The sequence below is a fragment of the Rapidithrix thailandica genome, from assembly GCF_039710355.1.
Taxonomy (GTDB): Bacteria; Bacteroidota; Bacteroidia; order Cytophagales; family Flammeovirgaceae; genus Rapidithrix; species Rapidithrix thailandica.
Genome location: NZ_JBDKWZ010000001.1, coordinates 282,716 through 302,175 on the forward strand (window position 1 = coordinate 282,716; position 19,460 = coordinate 302,175).

General features: G+C 42.2%; 17 protein-coding genes. 8 read left to right on the top strand and 9 right to left on the bottom strand.

The window, feature by feature from the left end:
- Positions 1–228: 228 nt before the first annotated feature.
- Both AAG747_RS00955 and fbaA read right to left on the bottom strand, forming a co-directional pair.
- The gene (locus AAG747_RS00955) at positions 229–879 is read right to left on the bottom strand and encodes a toxin-antitoxin system YwqK family antitoxin (protein WP_346819241.1); all 651 of its coding nucleotides are present in this window, start codon (positions 877–879) and stop codon (positions 229–231) included.
- A 66-nt stretch (positions 880–945) separates the two neighbouring features.
- A complete protein-coding gene (gene fbaA / locus AAG747_RS00960) occupies positions 946–2,031 on the bottom strand; it encodes a class II fructose-bisphosphate aldolase (RefSeq protein WP_346819242.1) in 1,086 nt (361 codons plus the stop codon).
- 650 nt (positions 2,032–2,681) lie between these two features.
- On the opposite strand from fbaA, the gene accD reads away from it, so the two are divergent.
- The 4 genes from accD to AAG747_RS00980 all read left to right on the top strand — a co-directional run bounded on the left by accD (position 2,682) and on the right by AAG747_RS00980 (position 9,013).
- Positions 2,682–3,524: an acetyl-CoA carboxylase, carboxyltransferase subunit beta gene (gene accD / locus AAG747_RS00965; RefSeq protein WP_346819243.1), complete on the top strand. Its 843-nt coding sequence runs from the start codon at positions 2,682–2,684 to the stop codon at positions 3,522–3,524.
- Positions 3,525–3,799: 275 nt separating this feature from the next.
- On the top strand, positions 3,800–5,074 hold the full coding sequence (gene rodA, locus AAG747_RS00970) for a rod shape-determining protein RodA (RefSeq protein WP_346819244.1): 1,275 nt from the start codon (positions 3,800–3,802) through the stop codon (positions 5,072–5,074).
- 478 nt (positions 5,075–5,552) lie between these two features.
- Positions 5,553–8,180: a TonB-dependent receptor gene (locus AAG747_RS00975; protein WP_346819245.1), complete on the top strand. Its 2,628-nt coding sequence runs from the start codon at positions 5,553–5,555 to the stop codon at positions 8,178–8,180.
- Positions 8,180–9,013, top strand: a complete 834-nt coding sequence (locus AAG747_RS00980; RefSeq protein WP_346819246.1) for a DUF4249 domain-containing protein — start codon at positions 8,180–8,182, stop codon at positions 9,011–9,013. Before AAG747_RS00975 ends, AAG747_RS00980 begins: the two co-directional genes overlap by 1 nt.
- A gap of 116 nt (positions 9,014–9,129) precedes the next feature.
- Here the strand turns inward: AAG747_RS00980 and galK are convergent, their stop codons facing one another.
- Together galK and AAG747_RS00990 are read right to left on the bottom strand one after the other, a co-directional pair.
- Entirely contained in the window at positions 9,130–10,302 is a 1,173-nt protein-coding gene (galK, locus tag AAG747_RS00985; protein WP_346819247.1) for a galactokinase, read from the bottom strand.
- 233 nt (positions 10,303–10,535) lie between these two features.
- Positions 10,536–12,200, bottom strand: coding sequence for a sodium/sugar symporter (locus AAG747_RS00990; RefSeq protein WP_346819248.1), 1,665 nt, complete (start codon positions 12,198–12,200; stop codon positions 10,536–10,538).
- Positions 12,201–12,847: 647 nt separating this feature from the next.
- Between AAG747_RS00990 and AAG747_RS00995 the strand changes: the two genes are divergently transcribed.
- Complete coding sequence (locus AAG747_RS00995) at positions 12,848–13,483, top strand: HD domain-containing protein (RefSeq protein ID WP_346819249.1); 636 nt, start codon at positions 12,848–12,850, stop codon at positions 13,481–13,483.
- Here AAG747_RS00995 and AAG747_RS01000 read toward each other — a convergent pair.
- The 3 genes from AAG747_RS01000 to obgE all read right to left on the bottom strand — a co-directional run bounded on the left by AAG747_RS01000 (position 13,469) and on the right by obgE (position 15,649).
- On the bottom strand, positions 13,469–14,023 hold the full coding sequence (locus AAG747_RS01000) for an RNA methyltransferase (RefSeq protein ID WP_346819250.1): 555 nt from the start codon (positions 14,021–14,023) through the stop codon (positions 13,469–13,471). The two genes, AAG747_RS00995 and AAG747_RS01000, sit on opposite strands and share 15 nt — an antisense overlap.
- A gap of 32 nt (positions 14,024–14,055) precedes the next feature.
- Positions 14,056–14,448 carry an ArsR/SmtB family transcription factor gene (locus tag AAG747_RS01005; RefSeq protein WP_346819251.1) on the bottom strand — a complete coding sequence of 131 codons (393 nt, stop codon included), beginning with the start codon at positions 14,446–14,448 and terminating at the stop codon, positions 14,056–14,058.
- A 205-nt stretch (positions 14,449–14,653) separates the two neighbouring features.
- The gene (gene obgE, locus AAG747_RS01010) at positions 14,654–15,649 is read right to left on the bottom strand and encodes a GTPase ObgE (RefSeq protein ID WP_346819252.1); all 996 of its coding nucleotides are present in this window, start codon (positions 15,647–15,649) and stop codon (positions 14,654–14,656) included.
- Between the two features lie 228 nt (positions 15,650–15,877).
- Between obgE and AAG747_RS01015 the strand changes: the two genes are divergently transcribed.
- On the top strand, positions 15,878–16,648 hold the full coding sequence (locus tag AAG747_RS01015; RefSeq protein ID WP_346819253.1) for a YqjF family protein: 771 nt from the start codon (positions 15,878–15,880) through the stop codon (positions 16,646–16,648).
- Here the strand turns inward: AAG747_RS01015 and AAG747_RS01020 are convergent.
- A complete protein-coding gene (locus AAG747_RS01020) occupies positions 16,645–16,926 on the bottom strand; it encodes a hypothetical protein (protein ID WP_346819254.1) in 282 nt (93 codons plus the stop codon). The two genes, AAG747_RS01015 and AAG747_RS01020, sit on opposite strands and share 4 nt — an antisense overlap.
- A gap of 370 nt (positions 16,927–17,296) precedes the next feature.
- Here AAG747_RS01020 and AAG747_RS01025 point away from each other — a divergent pair, with 370 nt between their 5' ends.
- Both AAG747_RS01025 and AAG747_RS01030 read left to right on the top strand, forming a co-directional pair.
- A complete protein-coding gene (locus AAG747_RS01025; RefSeq protein WP_346819255.1) occupies positions 17,297–18,094 on the top strand; it encodes an SDR family oxidoreductase in 798 nt (265 codons plus the stop codon).
- 114 nt (positions 18,095–18,208) lie between these two features.
- A complete protein-coding gene (locus tag AAG747_RS01030) occupies positions 18,209–18,874 on the top strand; it encodes a hypothetical protein (protein WP_346819256.1) in 666 nt (221 codons plus the stop codon).
- Between the two features lie 29 nt (positions 18,875–18,903).
- Here the strand turns inward: AAG747_RS01030 and AAG747_RS01035 are convergent, their stop codons facing one another.
- Complete coding sequence (locus tag AAG747_RS01035; protein WP_346819257.1) at positions 18,904–19,434, bottom strand: adenine phosphoribosyltransferase; 531 nt, start codon at positions 19,432–19,434, stop codon at positions 18,904–18,906.
- Between the last annotated feature and the right edge of the window lie 26 nt (positions 19,435–19,460).

Genomic DNA, 19,460 nt, shown 5'->3' on the forward strand with positions numbered 1-19,460 from the left:
CAGTTAAGAATTTTGAGAGCTTTGTAAAAGAAGAAAACAAACAACACAGTATAGCAATCAAAACAAAGTTTAGCAGTTTCTGTTAAGCATTCGATTATAGACCATTAGGAGAAAAACTTTCCGGTTCATTTGTGCTGGAAAGTTTTTTGCGTTTTCCTCTCAGGAAAGAGTACTTCAGAGAGCTGTTTTCAGGTGAAGGTTTGATTGTAGGGGAGCAGTCAGGATAGCTTAATAGGTTTTATATACTTTCTTTTTTCCCTTCCGGTTAAAACGGTACCAGGTTCCTACGGGAGTACCCTTGTGGTATTGTCCTTCGTATGCCAGCCGGCCACGGTTATCATAAAATTTCCAGAGTCCGTGTTCCTTGCCTTGTTGGTAACTTCCTTTTTGGATCAAATGCTCTTTTTCATTAAAGATCTCCCAAGTTCCTTCCGGAAACCCTTGGTGATAAGCGCCTACTTGACGGAGTACTCCGTTTTCATGATAAAACTTCCATTTCCCTTCATAGGCACCTTGCTTGTATTCCCCTTCTTTTTTGACTTGTCCATTGGGATAAAATTCTTTTGCCGGCCCTTCTAATAGATCTTGTTGCCAGTGTTCGATGGCAATCACCCGTCCATCGAAGTCAAACAGCCGGGCTTCTCCGTGTAACAGACCCTTTCGAAAATGTTGTACAGCACTGACTTGTCCGTTGGGGTAATAAAATTTCCATTGGCCTTCTTTGTCTTGCTCTATTAGCCGGCCTTGGGCCTTTAGCTGGCCATCGTCATAAAATTCCTGATGCTCTTGCGCTAAACTTTGTGTGGTACAGGCAAAAAACAGGGCAAACCCATAGGCTAAAGCCAAGAGGTATACAAGAGGTTGGCGATCATTTCTCATAGTGGAAAGATAAAAAAAATCGCACAAAATGAGCTTTGTGCGATTTGTAATTCGATGTTGACTGTTTTATGCCAAGGTATCGACATTGTTCAGGTCTTCAAAGGCTTGTTTCAATCGAAGGTTAAAAGCTTGTTCTGCTTTTCTTAACCACACTCTAGGGTCGTAATGTTTTTTGTTAGGAACATCATCGCCATCAGGGTTACCGATTTGCGTTTGCAGATACCCCTCAAACTCTTTGTAGTAATCTCTGATACCCGTCCAGAACGCCCATTGTTGGTCGGTATCGATGTTCATTTTAATTACTCCGTAAGAGATCGCTTCCCGGATTTCCTCCAAGGTTGAGCCAGAGCCTCCGTGGAAAACAAAGTCTACCGGTTTCTCTCCCAATGCGTATTTTTCCTGGATATAATCTTGTGAGTTTTTCAGGATGACAGGTGTCAATTTCACATTACCAGGCTTGTATACACCATGCACATTACCAAAAGCCGCAGCAACGGTAAAACGAGGACTTACTTTGCTTAGCTCTTCGTAAGCATAAGCTACTTCTTCCGGTTGGGTATATAATTTTGAAGAGTCTATATCCGTATTGTCCACACCGTCTTCTTCACCACCGGTTACACCCAATTCAATCTCCAAGGTCATGTCCATCTTGCTCATGCGTTCTAAGTAACGCTTGCAGGTCTCGATATTCTCTTCCAACGATTCTTCTGAAAGGTCGATCATATGAGAACTGAACAACGGTTTTCCATGTACTTTGTAAAACTCTTCACCAGCATCCAACATGCCATCAATCCAAGGGAGTAATTTTTTGGCGGCATGGTCCGTGTGCAAAATTACCGTTGCACCGTATTTTTCGGCCATGAGGTGTACGTGACGAGCGCCTGATACAGCACCGGCAATGGCTGCTTGTTGATTTTCGTTAGACAGGCCTTTTCCCGCAAAAAACTGAGCGCCACCGTTCGAAAACTGAACAATTACCGGTGCATGTAAATCCCTTGCGGTTTCAATGACACCATTAATTGAGTTGGTTCCGATTACATTGACAGCGGGCAGCGCAAAAAGATTTTTCTTTGCATACGCAAATAATTCCTGTACTTTCTCTCCAGTGATTACACCTGATTCAAAGCTGACCTTGTTTTCAATTGAGTTCATTCCTAATAAGTTTTTCGTTCAATGATCTTTACAAAGATAAAATTCTCTGGCGCTTTCAAGAAAGGAAGGTGTTTTTTTGTGAACTTTGTTATTTTTTATGGTCCAGATGCTCTTTTTTGTCAAGATTTACTTTCTCCGGGTCTTAAAAACAGTGGCAAGTTCAATATCGTGTTGCCTTGTAGATACGTGAAAGGAAGCACGTGTATGGGAAGGCATCAAAATCCTTATATGGAATGCCGGGCAGTAGCCATCAAAAGTGTGCTTTTTTTTGGAAAAGCTCTAAAGTTCTATAGGGCTTCTTCATTCCATTTGTGGGGGTTGCAACGGGAGTTTGTGCGGTATTGAACAGAACGTTTCCGCTTGCAATGCTTGTCCCTCATTCCTGTGGGAATTAGGATGAAAATTGAAAATAAAAGATATCTTTGCTATTTGATTGAAAAATGCAAATCTGATAGGGTTTGCGTTGATGAACAAGGTCTGTCCGGAGAAACCCTTGAGATGGAAGGAGGCAATTGTTGATGGAAGTGCCGTGAGCGTGAAGGAAGCGCGTTTTTTGAAAAAAATACTTTTAAAATAGTAGAGTATCGCAGGTAATTCATCAAATTTGCAAGGAGAGGATAGATTTATTTTTGAACAAATGCATTTATCAAATGGCTTGGTTTAAAAGAAAAGAAAAAGGTATAACAACCCCAACAGAAGAGAAAAAAGATTCTCCCAACGGACTGTGGCACAAAACCCCCAGCGGGAAAATTATTCATGTGAAAGAGCTCCAGGAGAATGCCTATGTTTGCCCGGATGATAATTTTCATGAGCGAATAGGTTCTACAGAGTATTTTGAAATTCTCTTCGATCGTAATGAATATACGGAGTTAGATGCAAATATGTCGTTTGCGGATCCCTTGGAGTTTGTCGATTCAAAACCCTATCCTGAACGCATCAAAGCCAGTCAGAAAAAGACGGGTTTGAAAGATGCTGCCCGTTCGGCTTATGGAAAAATAAATGGAAAAGACCTTTGCGTTTGCTGTATGGATTTTAATTTCATCGGTGGCTCTATGGGATCTGTAGTAGGGGAGAAAATTGCCCGGGCAATTGATTACAGTTTAAAAACGAAAACACCTTTCTTAATGATTTCCAAGTCCGGTGGTGCCCGGATGATGGAAGCGGGGTTTTCGTTAATGCAAATGGCAAAGACCTCTGCAAAATTGGCCTTGTTAGAAGAAGCAAAAGTCCCTTATATCTCGTTAATGACGGATCCGACTACCGGGGGGGTAACGGCTTCTTTTGCTATGTTAGGGGATTTTAATATCGCCGAACCCGGTGCCTTGATTGGTTTTGCCGGACCCCGGGTAATTCGTGAAACCATAGGGAAAGATTTACCCAAAGGCTTTCAAAGTGCTGAGTTCTTGTTAGAGCATGGGTTTTTGGATTTTATCGTCAACCGGAGAAAATTAAAAGATACTTTGACCACTCTTTTGAGATTGTTGGAAAATTAAGGTTCTCCACATGTCCCATTCCACCAAAGCAAACAATTAGCCCCAGGGTGAGTTGTTAACATACTGTAGCCTGTTTGTTTGCTTTGGTGTTATATCTTATCTTTAATAAGTGGAGTGGGAGTGTATGACAAAAGCCCTTCAAGGATCTCTTCATTGGGAAAGAGATATCAACCTGCCACCTTACAAGGTGATTTTTCGGAGATCATAAAGAGAAGTTTGTTTGCCTCTATTTTTTTATTCCAAATTCATTACAACTAATTCACAACATCCAAGGAATGAGAGAGCAAAAATTATCTAAGTCACTGGATTGGTTTACCATACTGTTGTACCTGACGATGGTTACATTGGGTTGGTTAAATATCTATGCGGCTGTATATGATGTAGAAATCCACAAAAGCATTGTGAATTTAGACCTGAATTCCGGCAAACAACTGTTTTGGATTTTTTCAGCTTTACTACTGGGAGCTATCATCTTGTTGTTGGATTTTAAGCTATTTGACAGGTTTGCCTTCGGTATTTATGGTGGGTTGGTCTTGATGTTGATAGGCGTATTGTTTTTTGGGAAAGAAATCGCTGGGTCCCGGTCTTGGTTTGATTTTGGCTTTATGCGGCTACAGCCGGCTGAATTTGCGAAAGTAGCAGTATCCCTGGCGGTTGCAGGCTTTTTAAAAGAACCTTCCATGCATGCGGAGAAACCCAAGGTGATGTTCAGCCTTTTCGGGTTTATCTTAGTACCGGCCGCTCTCATCATTTTACAAGGAGATACCGGCTCGGCCATGGTGTTTGCTGCATTGGTGATTGTGTTTTACCGTGAAGGTCTTCCCGCGTATTTGATGGTGTTGGGCTTGTCAGCCATTGCGCTGTTTGTTGCAACTTTGTTTTTGAGGGAAAGCCATCTGGACTATTTTATTGGTGGGATCGTTATTGTCGAATTGCTCTTTTTGTTTCTTTTCCGCAAACAAAAAAAGAAACTTCTGATCACCTTAGTGGGGTTTGCCATGGCGATCGGTTTGGTGTTAAGTGTGGATTATATTATTTCGGATATTTTTAAACCTCACCAACGCGACCGGATTGATATTCTGATCCACCCGGACAAAGATCCTATGGGGGTCGGTTGGCAAGTAACCCAGTCCAAAATTGCCATCGGTTCCGGTGGCATTTGGGGCAAGGGCTTTTTGGAAGGGACCCAAACCAAATTTGACTTTGTGCCCGATCAAAGTACCGACTTCATTTTTTGCACGGTGGGAGAGGAGCATGGCTGGCTGGGAAGTTTGATCGTTATTGGCTTGTTTATGACATTGATCAGCCGGCTGATCACATTAGCCGAACGGCAGAAAGCCCGCTTCAGCAGGGTATATGGCTATTGTGTGGCTTCGATTCTGTTTTTTCACTTTATGATCAATATCGGAATGACTATCGGTCTGTTTCCCGTAGTCGGAATTCCACTTCCCTTCTTTAGTTACGGAGGGTCTTCGCTTTGGTCATTTACGATCCTGGTGTTTATTTTTATCAAATTGGATGCACACCGTTCCCAAATGCTCGTAAGATAGAGGATAACAACGGACGAACGTAACACGTTGCAGGTTAGGGAACGGTCTAAAAAGTCAAAAGCAGATAAAAAATCGCAAAGCTATTAAGACACAAAGAATCACAAGTCTTTGATTGGTAATTAATTATTTCTATATAGGTCTTAGTGTCTGCATATCGTCTTTGTAGACAGTCTCTTCTTTATGCGTTTTTGCTTTTATGTAATAGACCGGAAGCCAACTGTGGAGCTTTGTATTCCTCGCTATTGTATTTCGTCTTTCCCGGGTTATAGATTGAGAAATACCTTCCCTTTTGTCGAAGGTGGAATTAAACCATAAATCCTTCTAAATTTGCCAGCCTTCTTTACTAACTTGTGCCCTTATAAACATGAAAATACTGTCGTTGCAGAACCATTCATGGAGTTTATTCTAATGTTGGAATAAAACTTATTAAAAGTTAGGGTTGTCTTAACTATATAGCTGATATTGGATAACATTTGGTATGGCATTGACCCGGAAAATATTTCTTTCTATTCTTTTTGTACTTTGCTTGCCCATCATCAGTTGGGGACAAGGAGGCATGTTGGATAAAAGCGTAAGTCTCCCTTTTAAAAATGCTTCTTATACACAGGTGTTGGATTTTATCCGTGAGCAAACACAAGCCAATTTAATTTATAATAACCGTCATTTCTCGGAACGGAAAACTCTTCGTTTTCCTAAAAAAGAACTGGCGCTAAGACAAGTATTGGAGTTGGTTTGCCAGGATGCCGGATTGGAATTTCAGATAGAAGGCAATGATATTTTACTTAAAAAAAAGGTGCCTCCCGTACTCTATACCATTAGCGGGAAAATCACTGATAAAGAGTCGGGCGAAGAGTTGATAGGGGCGAGTGTATTTATCGAAGGCGCTAATAAAGGGGCCGTGACGGACCAGTACGGTTTTTATTCACTTACACTCCCGGAAGGCCGTTACCAATTGACGGTGAGTTATTTGGGGTATAAGACACAAAAAAGCTCTTTGCAGCTTACGGAAAACAAGCTGCATTCCATAGAGTTGATCTTAGATAAAGTAGAGCTTCAGGAAGTGGTGGTCACCTCTGACAAAGAGGAAATTGATGCAAACGTGAAAAGCACACAAATGGGGGCATTGGAACTCAATCAGTCAACAGTGCAAAAGATGCCCGCCTTATTCGGTGAAAGTGATATCATCAAGGCCGTTCAGTTGTTGCCGGGGGTTTCTTCTTCCACTGAGGGCGCTTCGGGATTGGTGGTACGGGGAGGCAGTAATGACCAAAACCTGATTTTGATGGATAATACTCCAATCTACAGTGTTTCCCATGTGATGAATTTGTTTTCGGTGTTTAACACTGATATTTTAAAAAATGCGCAGTTGTATAAGGGTTCGATTCCTTCTAAATATGGTGGGCGTTTATCCTCTGTTTTGGATGTGCAACTCAAAGATGGAAATACAAAAAAGACAACTGTATCAGGTGGTATTGGCAGTGTTTCCAGTCGCCTGACTTTGGAAGTCCCTTTGGTGAAAAACAAAAGTTCAATGCTGTTTTCTGCCCGTAGGACTTATCTGGATTTATTGGTTCGTTCTATGCCCAACCAACCGTTTGTGAGCAATACGCTGTATTTCTACGATATGAATTTTAAAGCGCATTATAAGATCAACAACCGGGATAAACTAACGGTAAGTGGTTATTTGGGGCGCGATCAGGTAGGTTGGCAAGATTTGTTTGGGAATTCTTGGGGGAATACAGCGGCTTCTCTTCAGTGGACACATGTTTTCAATCTGAAACTGATTAGCAACCTTACACTATATTCGACCAACTTTAACAATCATTATTCCATTAATTTGGTTGAACCTTTGGGGTATTTACAAAAGTATGATGTCCGAGATTTCGGTGGCAAATACGATATGTCCTATTATATGTCGCCCAATCACCGGCTTGATTTTGGGTTTGAGTTTATCCATCACCGGTATGCACAAGGAAATATGGTTTCTACTGAAGATCCTATCAATATCAAAGCAAAGCAGTTAGATCCTGTATACGGTTTGGAAATGGCGGGGTATGTGAGTTGGGAGCAAAAAGTGAGTCCTTCTCTGAGTTTGAACTATGGTTTTCGACTTTCCCGCTTTGAACATGTAGGTAAAGGAAAACTCTTTATCTATGATAAGGACGAAGTTGTGAGCCCTGAAACCAATGAAGACAATATTACCGATACGGTTTTTTATGCCGGGGGAGACCGGATTCATGCCTATCAAGGGATAGAACCACGTTTATCTGCCAGGTGGTTGTGGAATGATCATCTTTCGTTAAAAGTTTCATTTAACCGCACCATTCAATACAACCACCGGTTGTCAACGGCCAATACCTTGACTCCAACCGATATGTGGACTCCGGTGAATAAATATATCAAACCTCAGGAAGCAGATTTGTATGCCATTGGGCTGTTCGGCAATTTTATGGGAAATCAGTTGGAGAGTTCCGTAGAGTTGTATTATAAAAAAATGCGGAACCTGATTGATTATAAGCCGTTTGCCAATCAGCTATTAAATGACCATTTGGAAACAGAAATTCTATCGGGAGAAGGAAAAGCATATGGGGTAGAGTTGCTGGTAAAACGGAAGATGGGAAAAATTACCGGTTGGCTTTCTTATACCTTTTCTAATTCTACCCGACAGATTAACGGAATTAATAATAATCAATCTTACCCATCCTCTTTTGACCGGAAGCACGATTTTACGTCCCTCTTTTCTTTTAACCTGTCCAAGTGGTTGGTGTTTTCCGCCAATTGGGTGTATGCTTCTGGAGTTGCGTATACGTTTCCGGTAGGGAAATATGTGAAAGACGGCTTTATCGTGCCCTATTATACCGAGCGAAATAAGTACCGTTTGCCTCCTACGCATCGCCTGGACATGTCCGTAACCTTTTACCGGAGGATGACCCCTGAAAAAAAGAATGAGAGCAGTTTTAGTTTTTCGGTCTACAATGCTTATGCGCAGAAGAACCCGTATGCATATGTCTTTAGGCAGAAAGCGGGTAACCCCAATGAAACCGAAGCCGTACAGTTGTATTTGTTCACGGTTGTTCCTTCGTTTACTTATAATTTTAAGTTCTGATGAAAGCATTACTTCGCCTGGGAATGATCATGTTAGTGTGTAGCAGCTGGTGGGCTTGTGAAGGACTCGTAGACCCTGAGTTGGACACGGTCCCTCCGGTTTTGGTGGTGGATGCCTGGTTGATGAATCAGGAGGGAGATACGTATGTAAAATTATCGGAAACCGCCCCGTTTAACTCCCCGGAACCTAATAAAAAAGTATCGGCCCAAACAGTGTATATCCTTGATATGATGAATGACCAAAAACGCATTGATTTTACGGAAGTAGAGCAAGGCCTTTATCAACCGGTGGACGGAGGGTTTTATGGCGAACCAGGGCAAAAATATCAGTTGAAAATAGTCTATCAGGATCAAAGTTATACTGCGGCAGCGCCATTGTTACCTGTGCCAAAGCTGGATTCGGTGACCTATGTGTATAAAGGCGAAGGTGATTCGCAGCAAGCTGGTTATTATATTACTGCGCATTTTCAAGACCCTTCCGGTATCCGGAATTATGCTTGGGGGAGATTATTTGTAAATGGAGAAAACATCAGTCCTAACGCGATTGATTTGTTTGACGACAGCAATGTAGACGGAAGGTACCTCTCTCTGGAATTACCTTTTGCGCTTAACTTTTCGGATTATGGCAATCCGGATAGCATGAAGGTTGAAATTGAAATGAACTCGCTTACCCAAAATGCTTATGAGTATTATCAAGGCTTAGGGGAGTTGATCCGGGGAGTGAGTACGAATAGAGTACCTCAAAATCCGGTAAGTAATATTCATGGTGGAGCCTTGGGGTATTTTACCACATCAGCGGTGACTAAAAATACCATAGTGATCCGGAAGCCTTGAGCTTCTATAAGAAGAAAGAAAAAAGCTACTGAAGTAGTATTAGCGATATATTTCATACATGCTCTAAGGCTACTTCAGCAGTCTTTCCCACAGAGGAGTGCATCAATTGTTTAATCTTAATATACTTGTTCTGTTACCATCTCAATCACCGATGCTCCATCTGCCAATTCACAGACGTGAAGTTGCGGCTCTTCCCGGTATACTTTTTTGTATTCACTGACAATCACATCCGAAAAGTCATCCAAGGCTTCACTATGTACGATGTTGATGGTGCACCCGCCAAAGCCGGCACCCATCATGCGGGAGCCGATTACGCCGGGGCTGCGTTCTGCTACCATCTGTAACAGGTCCAGTTCGTCACAACTCACTTGATACAAATCGCGGAGGCCATAGTGTGACTCTAACATCATATCCCCGAAGGCTTCGAGGTTGCCTTCTTTCAAAAAGCGACAGGCCTGTTTTACCCGTTGGTTTTCCTGGACTACATATTCACAGCGTTTGTAAATTTCATGATCGAAATATTTTTTGTGGGATTTCAGCAAATCCATTTTCACATCCCGCAAGCTCTTGACCTTAAATCCGCGTTTGCGTAGCGTTTCCAATCCTTGAATACACTGCCACTGCCGATGGTTGTATTCGGAAGAGGCCAAGGCATGATGCACCCGGGTATCACAAAGAACGATCCTGAAATTTTGAAGCTGTAAGGGGAAGTATTCATATTCCAGTGTGCGGCAATCCAGCCGGATCACCTGTTCTTTCCGGGCAAATAAGGTAGTAAACTGGTCCATAATACCACAATTGACACCGGCATATTCATGTTCGGCCTGTTGGGTCATCTTGGCTAACTTGAGCTTGTCTATCTCCAGGTTAAATAACCGGCACAGTCCTATGGCGAGGGCACACTCTAAAGCGGCTGAAGAAGACATGCCCGATCCGATGGGGATTTCCCCTCCGAACAGACAGTCAAACCCACCTAATTCGTAACCTGCTTTTTGAAATTGAGCAACCACTCCCATAATGTAATTAGGCCAGGTTTTATCAGACCTTGCAAGCTGGTTCAACTCAAACACAAAGGTTTCCTTTTTGTCTAAGGCATGTACACGGCAAGTATGTAAGTTGTTTTTTGCCAAAGCAAACACCATCTCCTTGTCAATGGCAGCAGGTAAGACAAAACCTTCGTTGTAGTCGGTGTGTTCACCGATAAGATTGATGCGTCCCGGGGCCCTGACGATCACCGGGGTGTTGGCAAACTGGGCAATGAACTTGTCTTGGATTTCTAGATAGTACATAAAAATTTGCTTTATTGAGTTGTACTAATTTTTCCAAAGTAGGAGGGAGAAGGTGAAGAGCTTCCGGAGTTAGTTAAAATGTTGGCAACTGGTTGATCAAACGGTTGGATGGAGATCTGTCAATTCCTCAACCTGCTTAACCTCGTACTTACCTCTTTAAATTAATAAAACCTGACAGGTTTTGAAAACCCATCAGGCTTTAGTTTGAAAATGCGGAAAATTTTCTTGGATCCTTACCAGAATACTGTATATAATACTGCTAAAATTCCACAGATAGCCACCGCTCCGACTTTAAAGCGCGAGCTGGTGGAAAAATATTCCGTATCTACCTCAATGGCATTGGGATTGTTTTTGCTCTTCGGGTCGGCCAAACTAATGACAATCATGACCGCAGCAAGAAGTAAGAAAACGATGCCCATCCGGTCGATAAAAGGTAAATCAGGCAAAACTTGTTTTAAACCGGCAGAAAGCGGTATGGTTAAAATAGCTGCCCACAAGGCTGCATTGGCCGTGGTTCTTTTCCAAAAAATACCAAAGATAAAGATGGCAAATACCCCTGGAGAGACAAAGCCCGTGTACTCTTGAATAAACTGGAAGGCCTGGTCTAATACTTTTAAAGTTGGGGCCATTACAGCGGCCAGTACAAAGGCAATAATGGCTACAATCCGGCCAATGGCTACCAGCCGGTGCTCCGAAGCTCCCTTGTTGATGAAGTTTTTATACAGGTCCATGGTAAAGATGGTGGAGGTACTGTTGGCCATAGATGCCAGGGAGGAAACAATGGCTGCCGCCAAAGCCGCAAAAGCCAAGCCTTTCAGCCCTTGGGGTAATAAGTTCAATAAGGCTGGGTAAGCTTTGTCATTTTTAATCACCTCTATTTCCTGGCCATTGATATCTATCATAGAAGTCATCGCATCGGTGAACATTCCCGTGCCGCCTTCCCTTTGAATAATCACATAAGCGGCAATGCCGGGGATGACTACGATCAAGGGAATTAATAATTTCAAAAATCCGGCAAAGACCATCCCCAATTGTGCTTCATTCAAACTCTTGGCGGCCAAGGCTCTTTGAGTAATGTATTGGTTACAACCCCAATAACTCAGGTTGATTACCCACATCGCACCTACCAGTACACTGATCCCGGGAAGGTCCATATAAGCATCTTTTTCTCCGCCTTGCCCGTCAGGAATGATCATTTGCCCGGGTTCAAAAATCATATGAAAATGATTCGGCACTTCTTTTTTCAAGACCAAGAGGCCCTCTAAAAAGTCACCTTGGCCGACTAAATCCAATGCGAGGTAGGTAGTTACCAAACCACCGGCAATCAAAAAAACCACTTGTACTACGTCTGTCCAGGCTACGGCTTTTAATCCTCCGTACGTAGAATACAACAAGGCAAAAGCTGCAAGTCCGTAAACGGCATACTGGAACTCGATACCCATAATGGTTTCGATACTGAGCGCTCCCAGGTACAATACAGAAGTAAGGTTGACAAAAATGTATACCAAAATCCAGAAAATGGCCATAACCGTACGCACCCGGTGGTCATAGCGTTGCTCCAGGAATTGGGGCATGGTGTAGATTTGCTTTTTCAAGTAAATCGGCAAAAAGAAAACCGCAACAACCAACAAGGTGGCGGCAGCCATCCACTCGTAAGTGGAAATCGCCAGCCCCATCGCAAAACCGGAACCGGACATACCGATAAACTGCTCGGCAGAAATGTTGGAAGCGATGAGCGAAGCTCCTACAGCCCACCAAGGCAGGGCTTTACTGGCCAGAAAGTAATCTTTGGAGTCTTTTTCGTGGCCTTTCTTCTCTCTGGAAACAAAGAGGCCCAGACCAATGATAACCATACAGTATCCGATAAATACAATCAGATCGATAGAATTAAATCCCATAAACTTTTAGCATTAATTTAATTAGTGAATTTTTAGAAATAAGTAATGTACCGCTAACTACCCGGTTTGGGCATAGCGGAATTTGCGATTCCTGCGATAAAAATTATGTATTAAATAGTGGAGGGTAGTTTCTTCTGTTGTGATATTTAATTTGTACGAACTTAAATTTTTCATTTTCATTTTTTTTAACTCTCTTTCTAAAGAGGATGCTCTCTTATCAATAGTTAGTGATCGGATTTGAACGGATAAAGTTATAAAATAAAATGTAATAAAACAGCGATTCAGGTGCTGATCAAAGGTGCTGAATGGATTGTGATGGCCTTCTTGTCAGAGAGTTAATGGCATCCGGAAAATATTTACTTGGTAGGTGGAAATTTCAATTGTTAATTCTTAACATATTGCCAAAAAGAGGCATTGATTACTTCCGGCAACATTGAAATAGAGAATCGAGGAATGATCATTGAAAAATTTTGTGTATTGTTACTATTGCACTTTAGTGTATGTATAAAAGAGGTTCGGCATACCGGAGCACTTAAAATGCTGCACTGAGGTTCCTGAAGTAAGAATTTGCGGGCCAAAAGGTGAAATTTAAACAGGCTCTTATAAGTGAGTGCTAATTTAGGGTTTTAATCGGGAGGCTTTTATTTATGGAAATAGAGAATTTAAAAAAACAATGGTTACGGTTGCAGCAACAGCTTCCGGCCTATACAGTAGTAAAAGAAGATTTCTTTGAAGTATTACTCCGGCATTACTCATCGCCTCAAAGGTACTATCATACTTTGCGGCATATTGCATTTATGTTGGCGCAATGCCAACAGTTCAAATATAAAGTTGAAGATCTTGGAACTCTACAGTGGGCAATCTGGTACCACGATGTGATATACAATCCTCTTCGTTCGGACAACGAAGAGAAAAGTGCCCGCTTGGCAGAAAAGCATTTGGTTGTATTGCAGGCTGACAAGATGATGATAGAAAAAGTCAGTGCTTATATTTTAGCGACTAAAAAACATCAACTGATAGCTCCCTATCAAAACTTTGATGCGCAATTGATGTTGGATTGTGACCTGGCGGTTCTGGGAAGTACCAGGGAGGATTATCTTTCCTATACTCAAGCCATACGGAAAGAGTATGCCATGTATCCTGATTTCCTTTATAAAAAAGGAAGAAGAAAGGCACTGCAAAGCTTTTTGCAAAAAGAGAGGATTTTTCTTACGGAAGAATTTTATCAAGCGCGTGAAGAACAAGCCAGAAAAAACTTGGCATACGAACTAGGTACGCTTTAATGAATCACTTACTGTCAGTTTTTCTTGCAGAAATGACCACAGCACAATGCCTATCGTAACCGAGATGTTCAGGGAGTGTTTGGTGCCAAACTGCGGTATTTCCAATGCCAAATCACAATGAGGTAATACTTCCTCACTAACCCCGAAAGCTTCGTTACCAAAGATTAAGGCATATTTTCCGTCAAGGCTAGCTGGGTAAGCGTTCAGCAGTTGAGAGTGGTCGGTTTGCTCTACTGCGATGATGGTGTATCCCTCTTCTTTGAGTTCTTTTACTGTTTGCACAATGTCTTTTCGGTGTTCCCAATCTACGGATTCTGTTGCCCCCAAAGCTGTTTTATGAATATCCCGGTGAGGAGGGGTGCCCGTGATGCCGCATAAATACAGCTTTTCAATGCAAAAGGCATCGGAAGTGCGAAAGGCGGAGCCTACGTTATTAAGGCTTCGCACACTATCCAACAAGACAACTAATTTATTTTTAGGCGTCTCTTTATATTCTTCTACACTGACTCTGTTTAACTCTTCTACGGCTAGCTTTCTCATAAATTAACAGTATGCTTTACATCAAGGAAGGTTTAGCGGTATTCGTAGGACCACTTTTTGGATTGGAGCTTATTTACGGCCAATTCCCGGTTGTTGAAAAGGGTATTGTACGTTTTTTGGTCGTTGATCAAGACGATATCTTTGTCCAGGTATTGGTATAAGATATTGATAAAATCAGAGACTTCTTCTTTGATGGCGTAAAAGGTCCATTGGTCTACTTTCCGGGAGGTAACCAGCCCTGCATTTTTCAAGTAGATTAAATGACGGGATGTTTTTGTCTGTGTAAAATCCAGCACTAATTCAATATCGGAAATGCACAACTCATTATTTTTATGTAGTAAGTGCATGATGCGAATTCTGGATTCATCGCTAAATGACTTGAGGATTTGTGTCCCCAATTGCAGATTGAAATGCTTTAACTTCATTGAATTCGATTACACAAATAAAGACCTAAACTGCGTATTTGCTTTTTCAAATATTCAACAAAAGTATAAAATTATTACTGGATTAAAAGCATTTTTTAAAAGAATATTTTTGGGGAACCAGGGATTAGCTGCATGTGATTGCCGGGCTAATCCTTGGTTTTTCTGTGTCGTTTGAAGGGCATCAGCACGTTCAAAGGAGGGGTTCCTATTCTTCCTCTGTCAGGGATTTCCAGATCAGGTCTTTCAATTCTTGCAAGCCTTGTTGCACGATGGAAGAGATAAAAACATAAGGCAAATCAGGTAGTTCTTTGCTGATTTCCTCTTTTAATTCCTCATCCAACAGGTCGGATTTGGTGATGGCCAACAGGCGGTTTTTGTCGAGTAGTTCGGGGTTGTATTTTTTTAATTCGTTGACCAGTACTTGATAGTCCTTTTGAATGTCCATACTGTCGGCAGGAATCATGAACAACAAGACCGAATTACGTTCGATATGCCGCAAGAAGCGAGTGCCGAGGCCCTTTCCTTCTGCCGCCCCTTCGATAATCCCCGGAATATCGGCCATGACAAAAGAGCGATCGTTCCGGTAACTGACTACACCCAGGTTGGGGACTAGAGTAGTAAAAGCATAGTCTGCAATTTTAGGCCGGGCGGCTGATACTACGGAAAGCAAGGTGGATTTTCCTGCATTGGGAAAGCCGACCAAGCCTACATCAGCCAACAACTTCAACTCCATGGTAACCCATCCTTCTTGCCCGGGTGTGCCTGGTTGGGCATAACGGGGTGCCTGGTTGGTGGGGGTTTTGAAATGCACATTGCCCAGTCCTCCTTTTCCTCCGGGGAAAAGCGTTTTCTCTTCTCCTTCTTCGGTGATTTCCAAAAGAACTTTATCGGTTTCACTATCTTTTACAACCGTGCCCAAAGGTACTTCCAACGTAATGTCTTCTCCTTGTGCTCCGGTTTTACCAGCCCCCATACCGGCCGTACCGTTAGAAGCATGGATATGTTTGCGGTATTTTAAGTGTAAAAGTGTCCACAAATTTTTGTTTCCTTTGAGGATAATATGTCCACCGCGACCACCATCCCCTCCGTCCGGGCCTCCTTTGGGTACAAATTTTTCTCTTCGGAAGTGTACTGAACCCGCCCCACCATTTCCTGAGCGGCAAAATACCTTTACATGATCTATAAAATTGGAAGATGCCATAACTGCAATTTGATAAAATATTGAAATAACTACTATTCTGCGCTTAGCCGGATAACACCACTTCAGTATTTTTTTGCCGTAATCCGCATTATCCTGTTCATTACAACCCGTAATTTAATAACTTTAGCCTTCAGGAAATGAAACGTTGCAAGCGAAGCGCAAATGCAAAACTAACGAAACCAAGGGAATTCCTCTTTACTTCCGTCACGAATCCAAAACGGTTAATGCATGATGACACCTACAACCCAACTGCAATTACAACTAAGACAAAGACCTCATAAGCAACGAACGGTGATGTTTCAAGAGTGGAAAAAGCTTTTGTTTTTACATTGGAGAGTCCCTGCTGACCAAATTCAAAAAACCTTACCACCCGGTTTGACGGTGGATACCTATCAGGGGGAAGCCTTTGTGGGTGTGGTACCTTTTTATATGCAGAACATCCGGCCGGTATATTGTCCGGCTGTACCGGGTATCTCGAATTTTTTAGAAACCAATGTCCGCACATATGTATATGATGAAAACGGGGTGCCGGGAGTATGGTTTTACTCCTTGGATGCCAACCAATGGCTGGCCTGTTGGCTAGGCAAAAACTGGTTTCAGTTGCCTTACCGGTATAAAAAAATGCAAGCCCAGTTGCGTCCTCCCTTACAAAGCGGCTTTTCGGACAAAGTACATTATCAACTGCATCATTCTTCTGAAAAAACAACCCGTATTATTTATCAGGGCAAGGGAAATGCATACTCAGCCGAACCGGGTACCCTAGAGTTCTTTTTGGTGGAGCGATACGCACTTTATGCTTATGCCAAAAGAAGTGATAAGTTATATCGGGGTAGGGTATATCATCCGCCTTATCAGATAGCGCCAGTGGCCGTGGAATCCTATGAGGGGTTAGGCTATTTGAGCAACTTTGAGCAAGTATTGACTCCTCCCGAGCACCAACTGTATTCACAGGGAGTAAAAGTAGATGTTTATGGTTTAGAAGAGGTATGGAACCCTTAGATATCTTTGTCTTTTTCTTCTTCCAGTTCCTCGATCCGGGCCTTCTTTTCTTTGATTTCCGTTATTTTTTTTGCGATGCGCTCTTCGGTCAAGGAAACCTCCGTAGTACCTTCTTCTGACAGCTCAAAGATCAATTTTCCAATTTGACGGTACAATGAGTTGACATGGCTTTTGAGTTGGCTGATTTCAATTTGCAGCTTTCCTACTTCAATTGCCCGGTTAGTTTTGCCCTTAAGCATCTTGTATGTATTGCCGGCTTTATTCCAGAAATTTGCCATAATCTTATATTTGGTGGTGAATAAGATACTTTTACGTTTTCAGGATGTATACTTTCTCAAAGTATCTAAACTTATTTACTTCTTGCTAAAGGGATAAGTTTCAATATTAACTTATTTTTAAATTTATTACCTCAAAAATATCCAACCTTACTGTATTCAGGCGCAGGCTCCACCAGTGGGTTACCTTCTAAGATAAATCCAAAGATTGGAATTTATGGGTAATCATAGGTATAAGGTTTTAAATTTCACAAATCAATAACAAACTTACTGCTTTTGGTTGACAGATTGGGGAGCAAAATATAGATTTTGAAAGGAAACAGTAGGGCAATTTGTTTGTTTGCCCATGCATATTTTAGCAAAATAGAAAACTATGGATTTAAAAGATAAAGTCATTTGGATTACCGGAGCTTCTTCGGGCATTGGGGAAGCCTTGGCCTACCAACTGGCCAAAGAAGGTTGTCGTTTGGTACTTTCCTCACGAAACAAAGACACTTTGGAAAAGGTAAGGCAATACTCCGGCATCGCAGAGGAACGGGGAATGGTACTACCATTGGATTTGGCCGCTTCTGAAAACTTTCCGGAGTTGGCCTGGCAGGTGATAAAACGTTTCGGACGGATTGATGTATTGGTCAACAACGGAGGTGTGAGCCAACGGGCATTTTTCCGGGAAACGGAAATGGAAGTAGCCCGGCGGATTATGGAAATTAATTTTTTCGGCAATATCGCTCTTACCAAAGCCGTGCTACCTTTTATGGTCAAACAAAAAGGGGGAAGTATTGTCGCAGTGACCAGTGTGGTAGGAAAATACGGGACTCCCAAAAGAAGTATTTATTCGGCTTCCAAGCATGCTTTGCACGGCTTTTACGATGCTTTGAGGGCCGAACACTGGAATGACCACTTGCATGTTTTGTTGGTGGGACCAGGTTACATCAAAACAAGCCTTTCTTACAATGCCTTGAAAGGTGACGGTAGTGAACAAGGAACCCTGGATACCGGGCAGAAGAACGGCATGTCACCGGAAGAATGTGCCCGGAAAATGATCCATGCCTTGAAAAAGAAAAAGAGGGAAATTTATCCCGGAGGCTTGAAAGAAAGGGCCGGAGTATACCTGAAGCGTTTTTTACCCGGTTTATTTTCCAAGATTGTCCGCAAAGTAAATGTGACCTGAAAGGATGTGCCCGGTAATCCTCGTATTTTTATTTTCTTATACGATTGTCATGTATTTGACAGATAATGAGAAAACTGTGTTTTACATTCAACAAAAAGTAAAACACACCCCTTTATGGCATCATTAGCATTGCTGCAACTGGAACTGCCCGGTTGGGAAAAAACGTGGGAGTCATCCTTGCAACACCAGATGATTTATGAAAATAAGCTGGATTTTCTTTCGCTCTCTTTTTTGAACGGACCGCCGGATATACCGGTAAGTATCAATCAACCCGGTAAACTGGTCGATCATTGCCGGAAGATTACTACCTGGCAAAAGGGAGCATTGATTTTAGTAAAGGTGGATGTTTTGCAGGAAGTACCCTTCTTGGAAACGATTTATAAACTTCCGCTGGAAAACCAAGGGCCGGATTACTATGGCTGTTTGCGTTTTTTATTTCAGGACTTTAGCTTTGAAATTTTGTTGAAAAGCCTGAGTCAGGAAGGTTGGGAGCAAAGAGAAAGATGTATTAAAAAGCAACTAATGGAACAATCCGGCCACAAGGCCCGGAAAAGATTAATGGAACATTGGTCACACGACCCTTATGACTTGCACATAACCCAAGGTTTTTTGTTTAATCACTCGGAAAGAGAAGCCTTTGATAAGGCTTTTCCCGAGCATGCGTTGAGCCGTTTGCGTTTGCACCTGCAAATGCTTAAAAAGCACCTTTGGCTGGCTCCTCAACTTAGCGAGTATCCTATATTTTCCGGGGACTACCAACAGGATAGTTCTCGCCAATAGGGATGAAAGCAGGTCGTACACGATTGTTTTTATTCTTTGTCGTAGCGGATCAATGTACGAAGGTCATAGCCCTCAAATTTTTCCCGGGCATTTAAGAAAGCCAATTCGATGATAAAGCTAATTTGCACAATTTCACCGCCGGCCTTTTCAATCAAATCACAGGCGGCCCGGGCTGTTCCTCCGGTAGCGAGTAAGTCATCGTGTAAGAGTATTTTATCTCCGGGAGCAATGGCATCCTTATGGACTTCAATAGTATCAGAGCCGTATTCCAGGGCATAGGTTTGGTGTACGGTTTCGGCAGGCAGCTTTCCTGTTTTCCGGATAGGGACAAAGCCCGCTTGCAATTTCATCGCCAACAAAGGTCCGTAGAAAAAACCCCGCGACTCAATCCCCACCACTTTGTCAATCGGTATTTCTTTGGCAAAATCATATAAGGCATTTCCCGTTTGCAATAATCCCTTAGGATCTTTTAAAAGAGTTGTGATATCTTTAAAATCAATTCCGTCTTTGGGAAAGTTTTTGATACTCCGGATATATTTTTCCAATTCCTGATTCATCATGTCGAATTTGCGTTTTTAACTTCAGA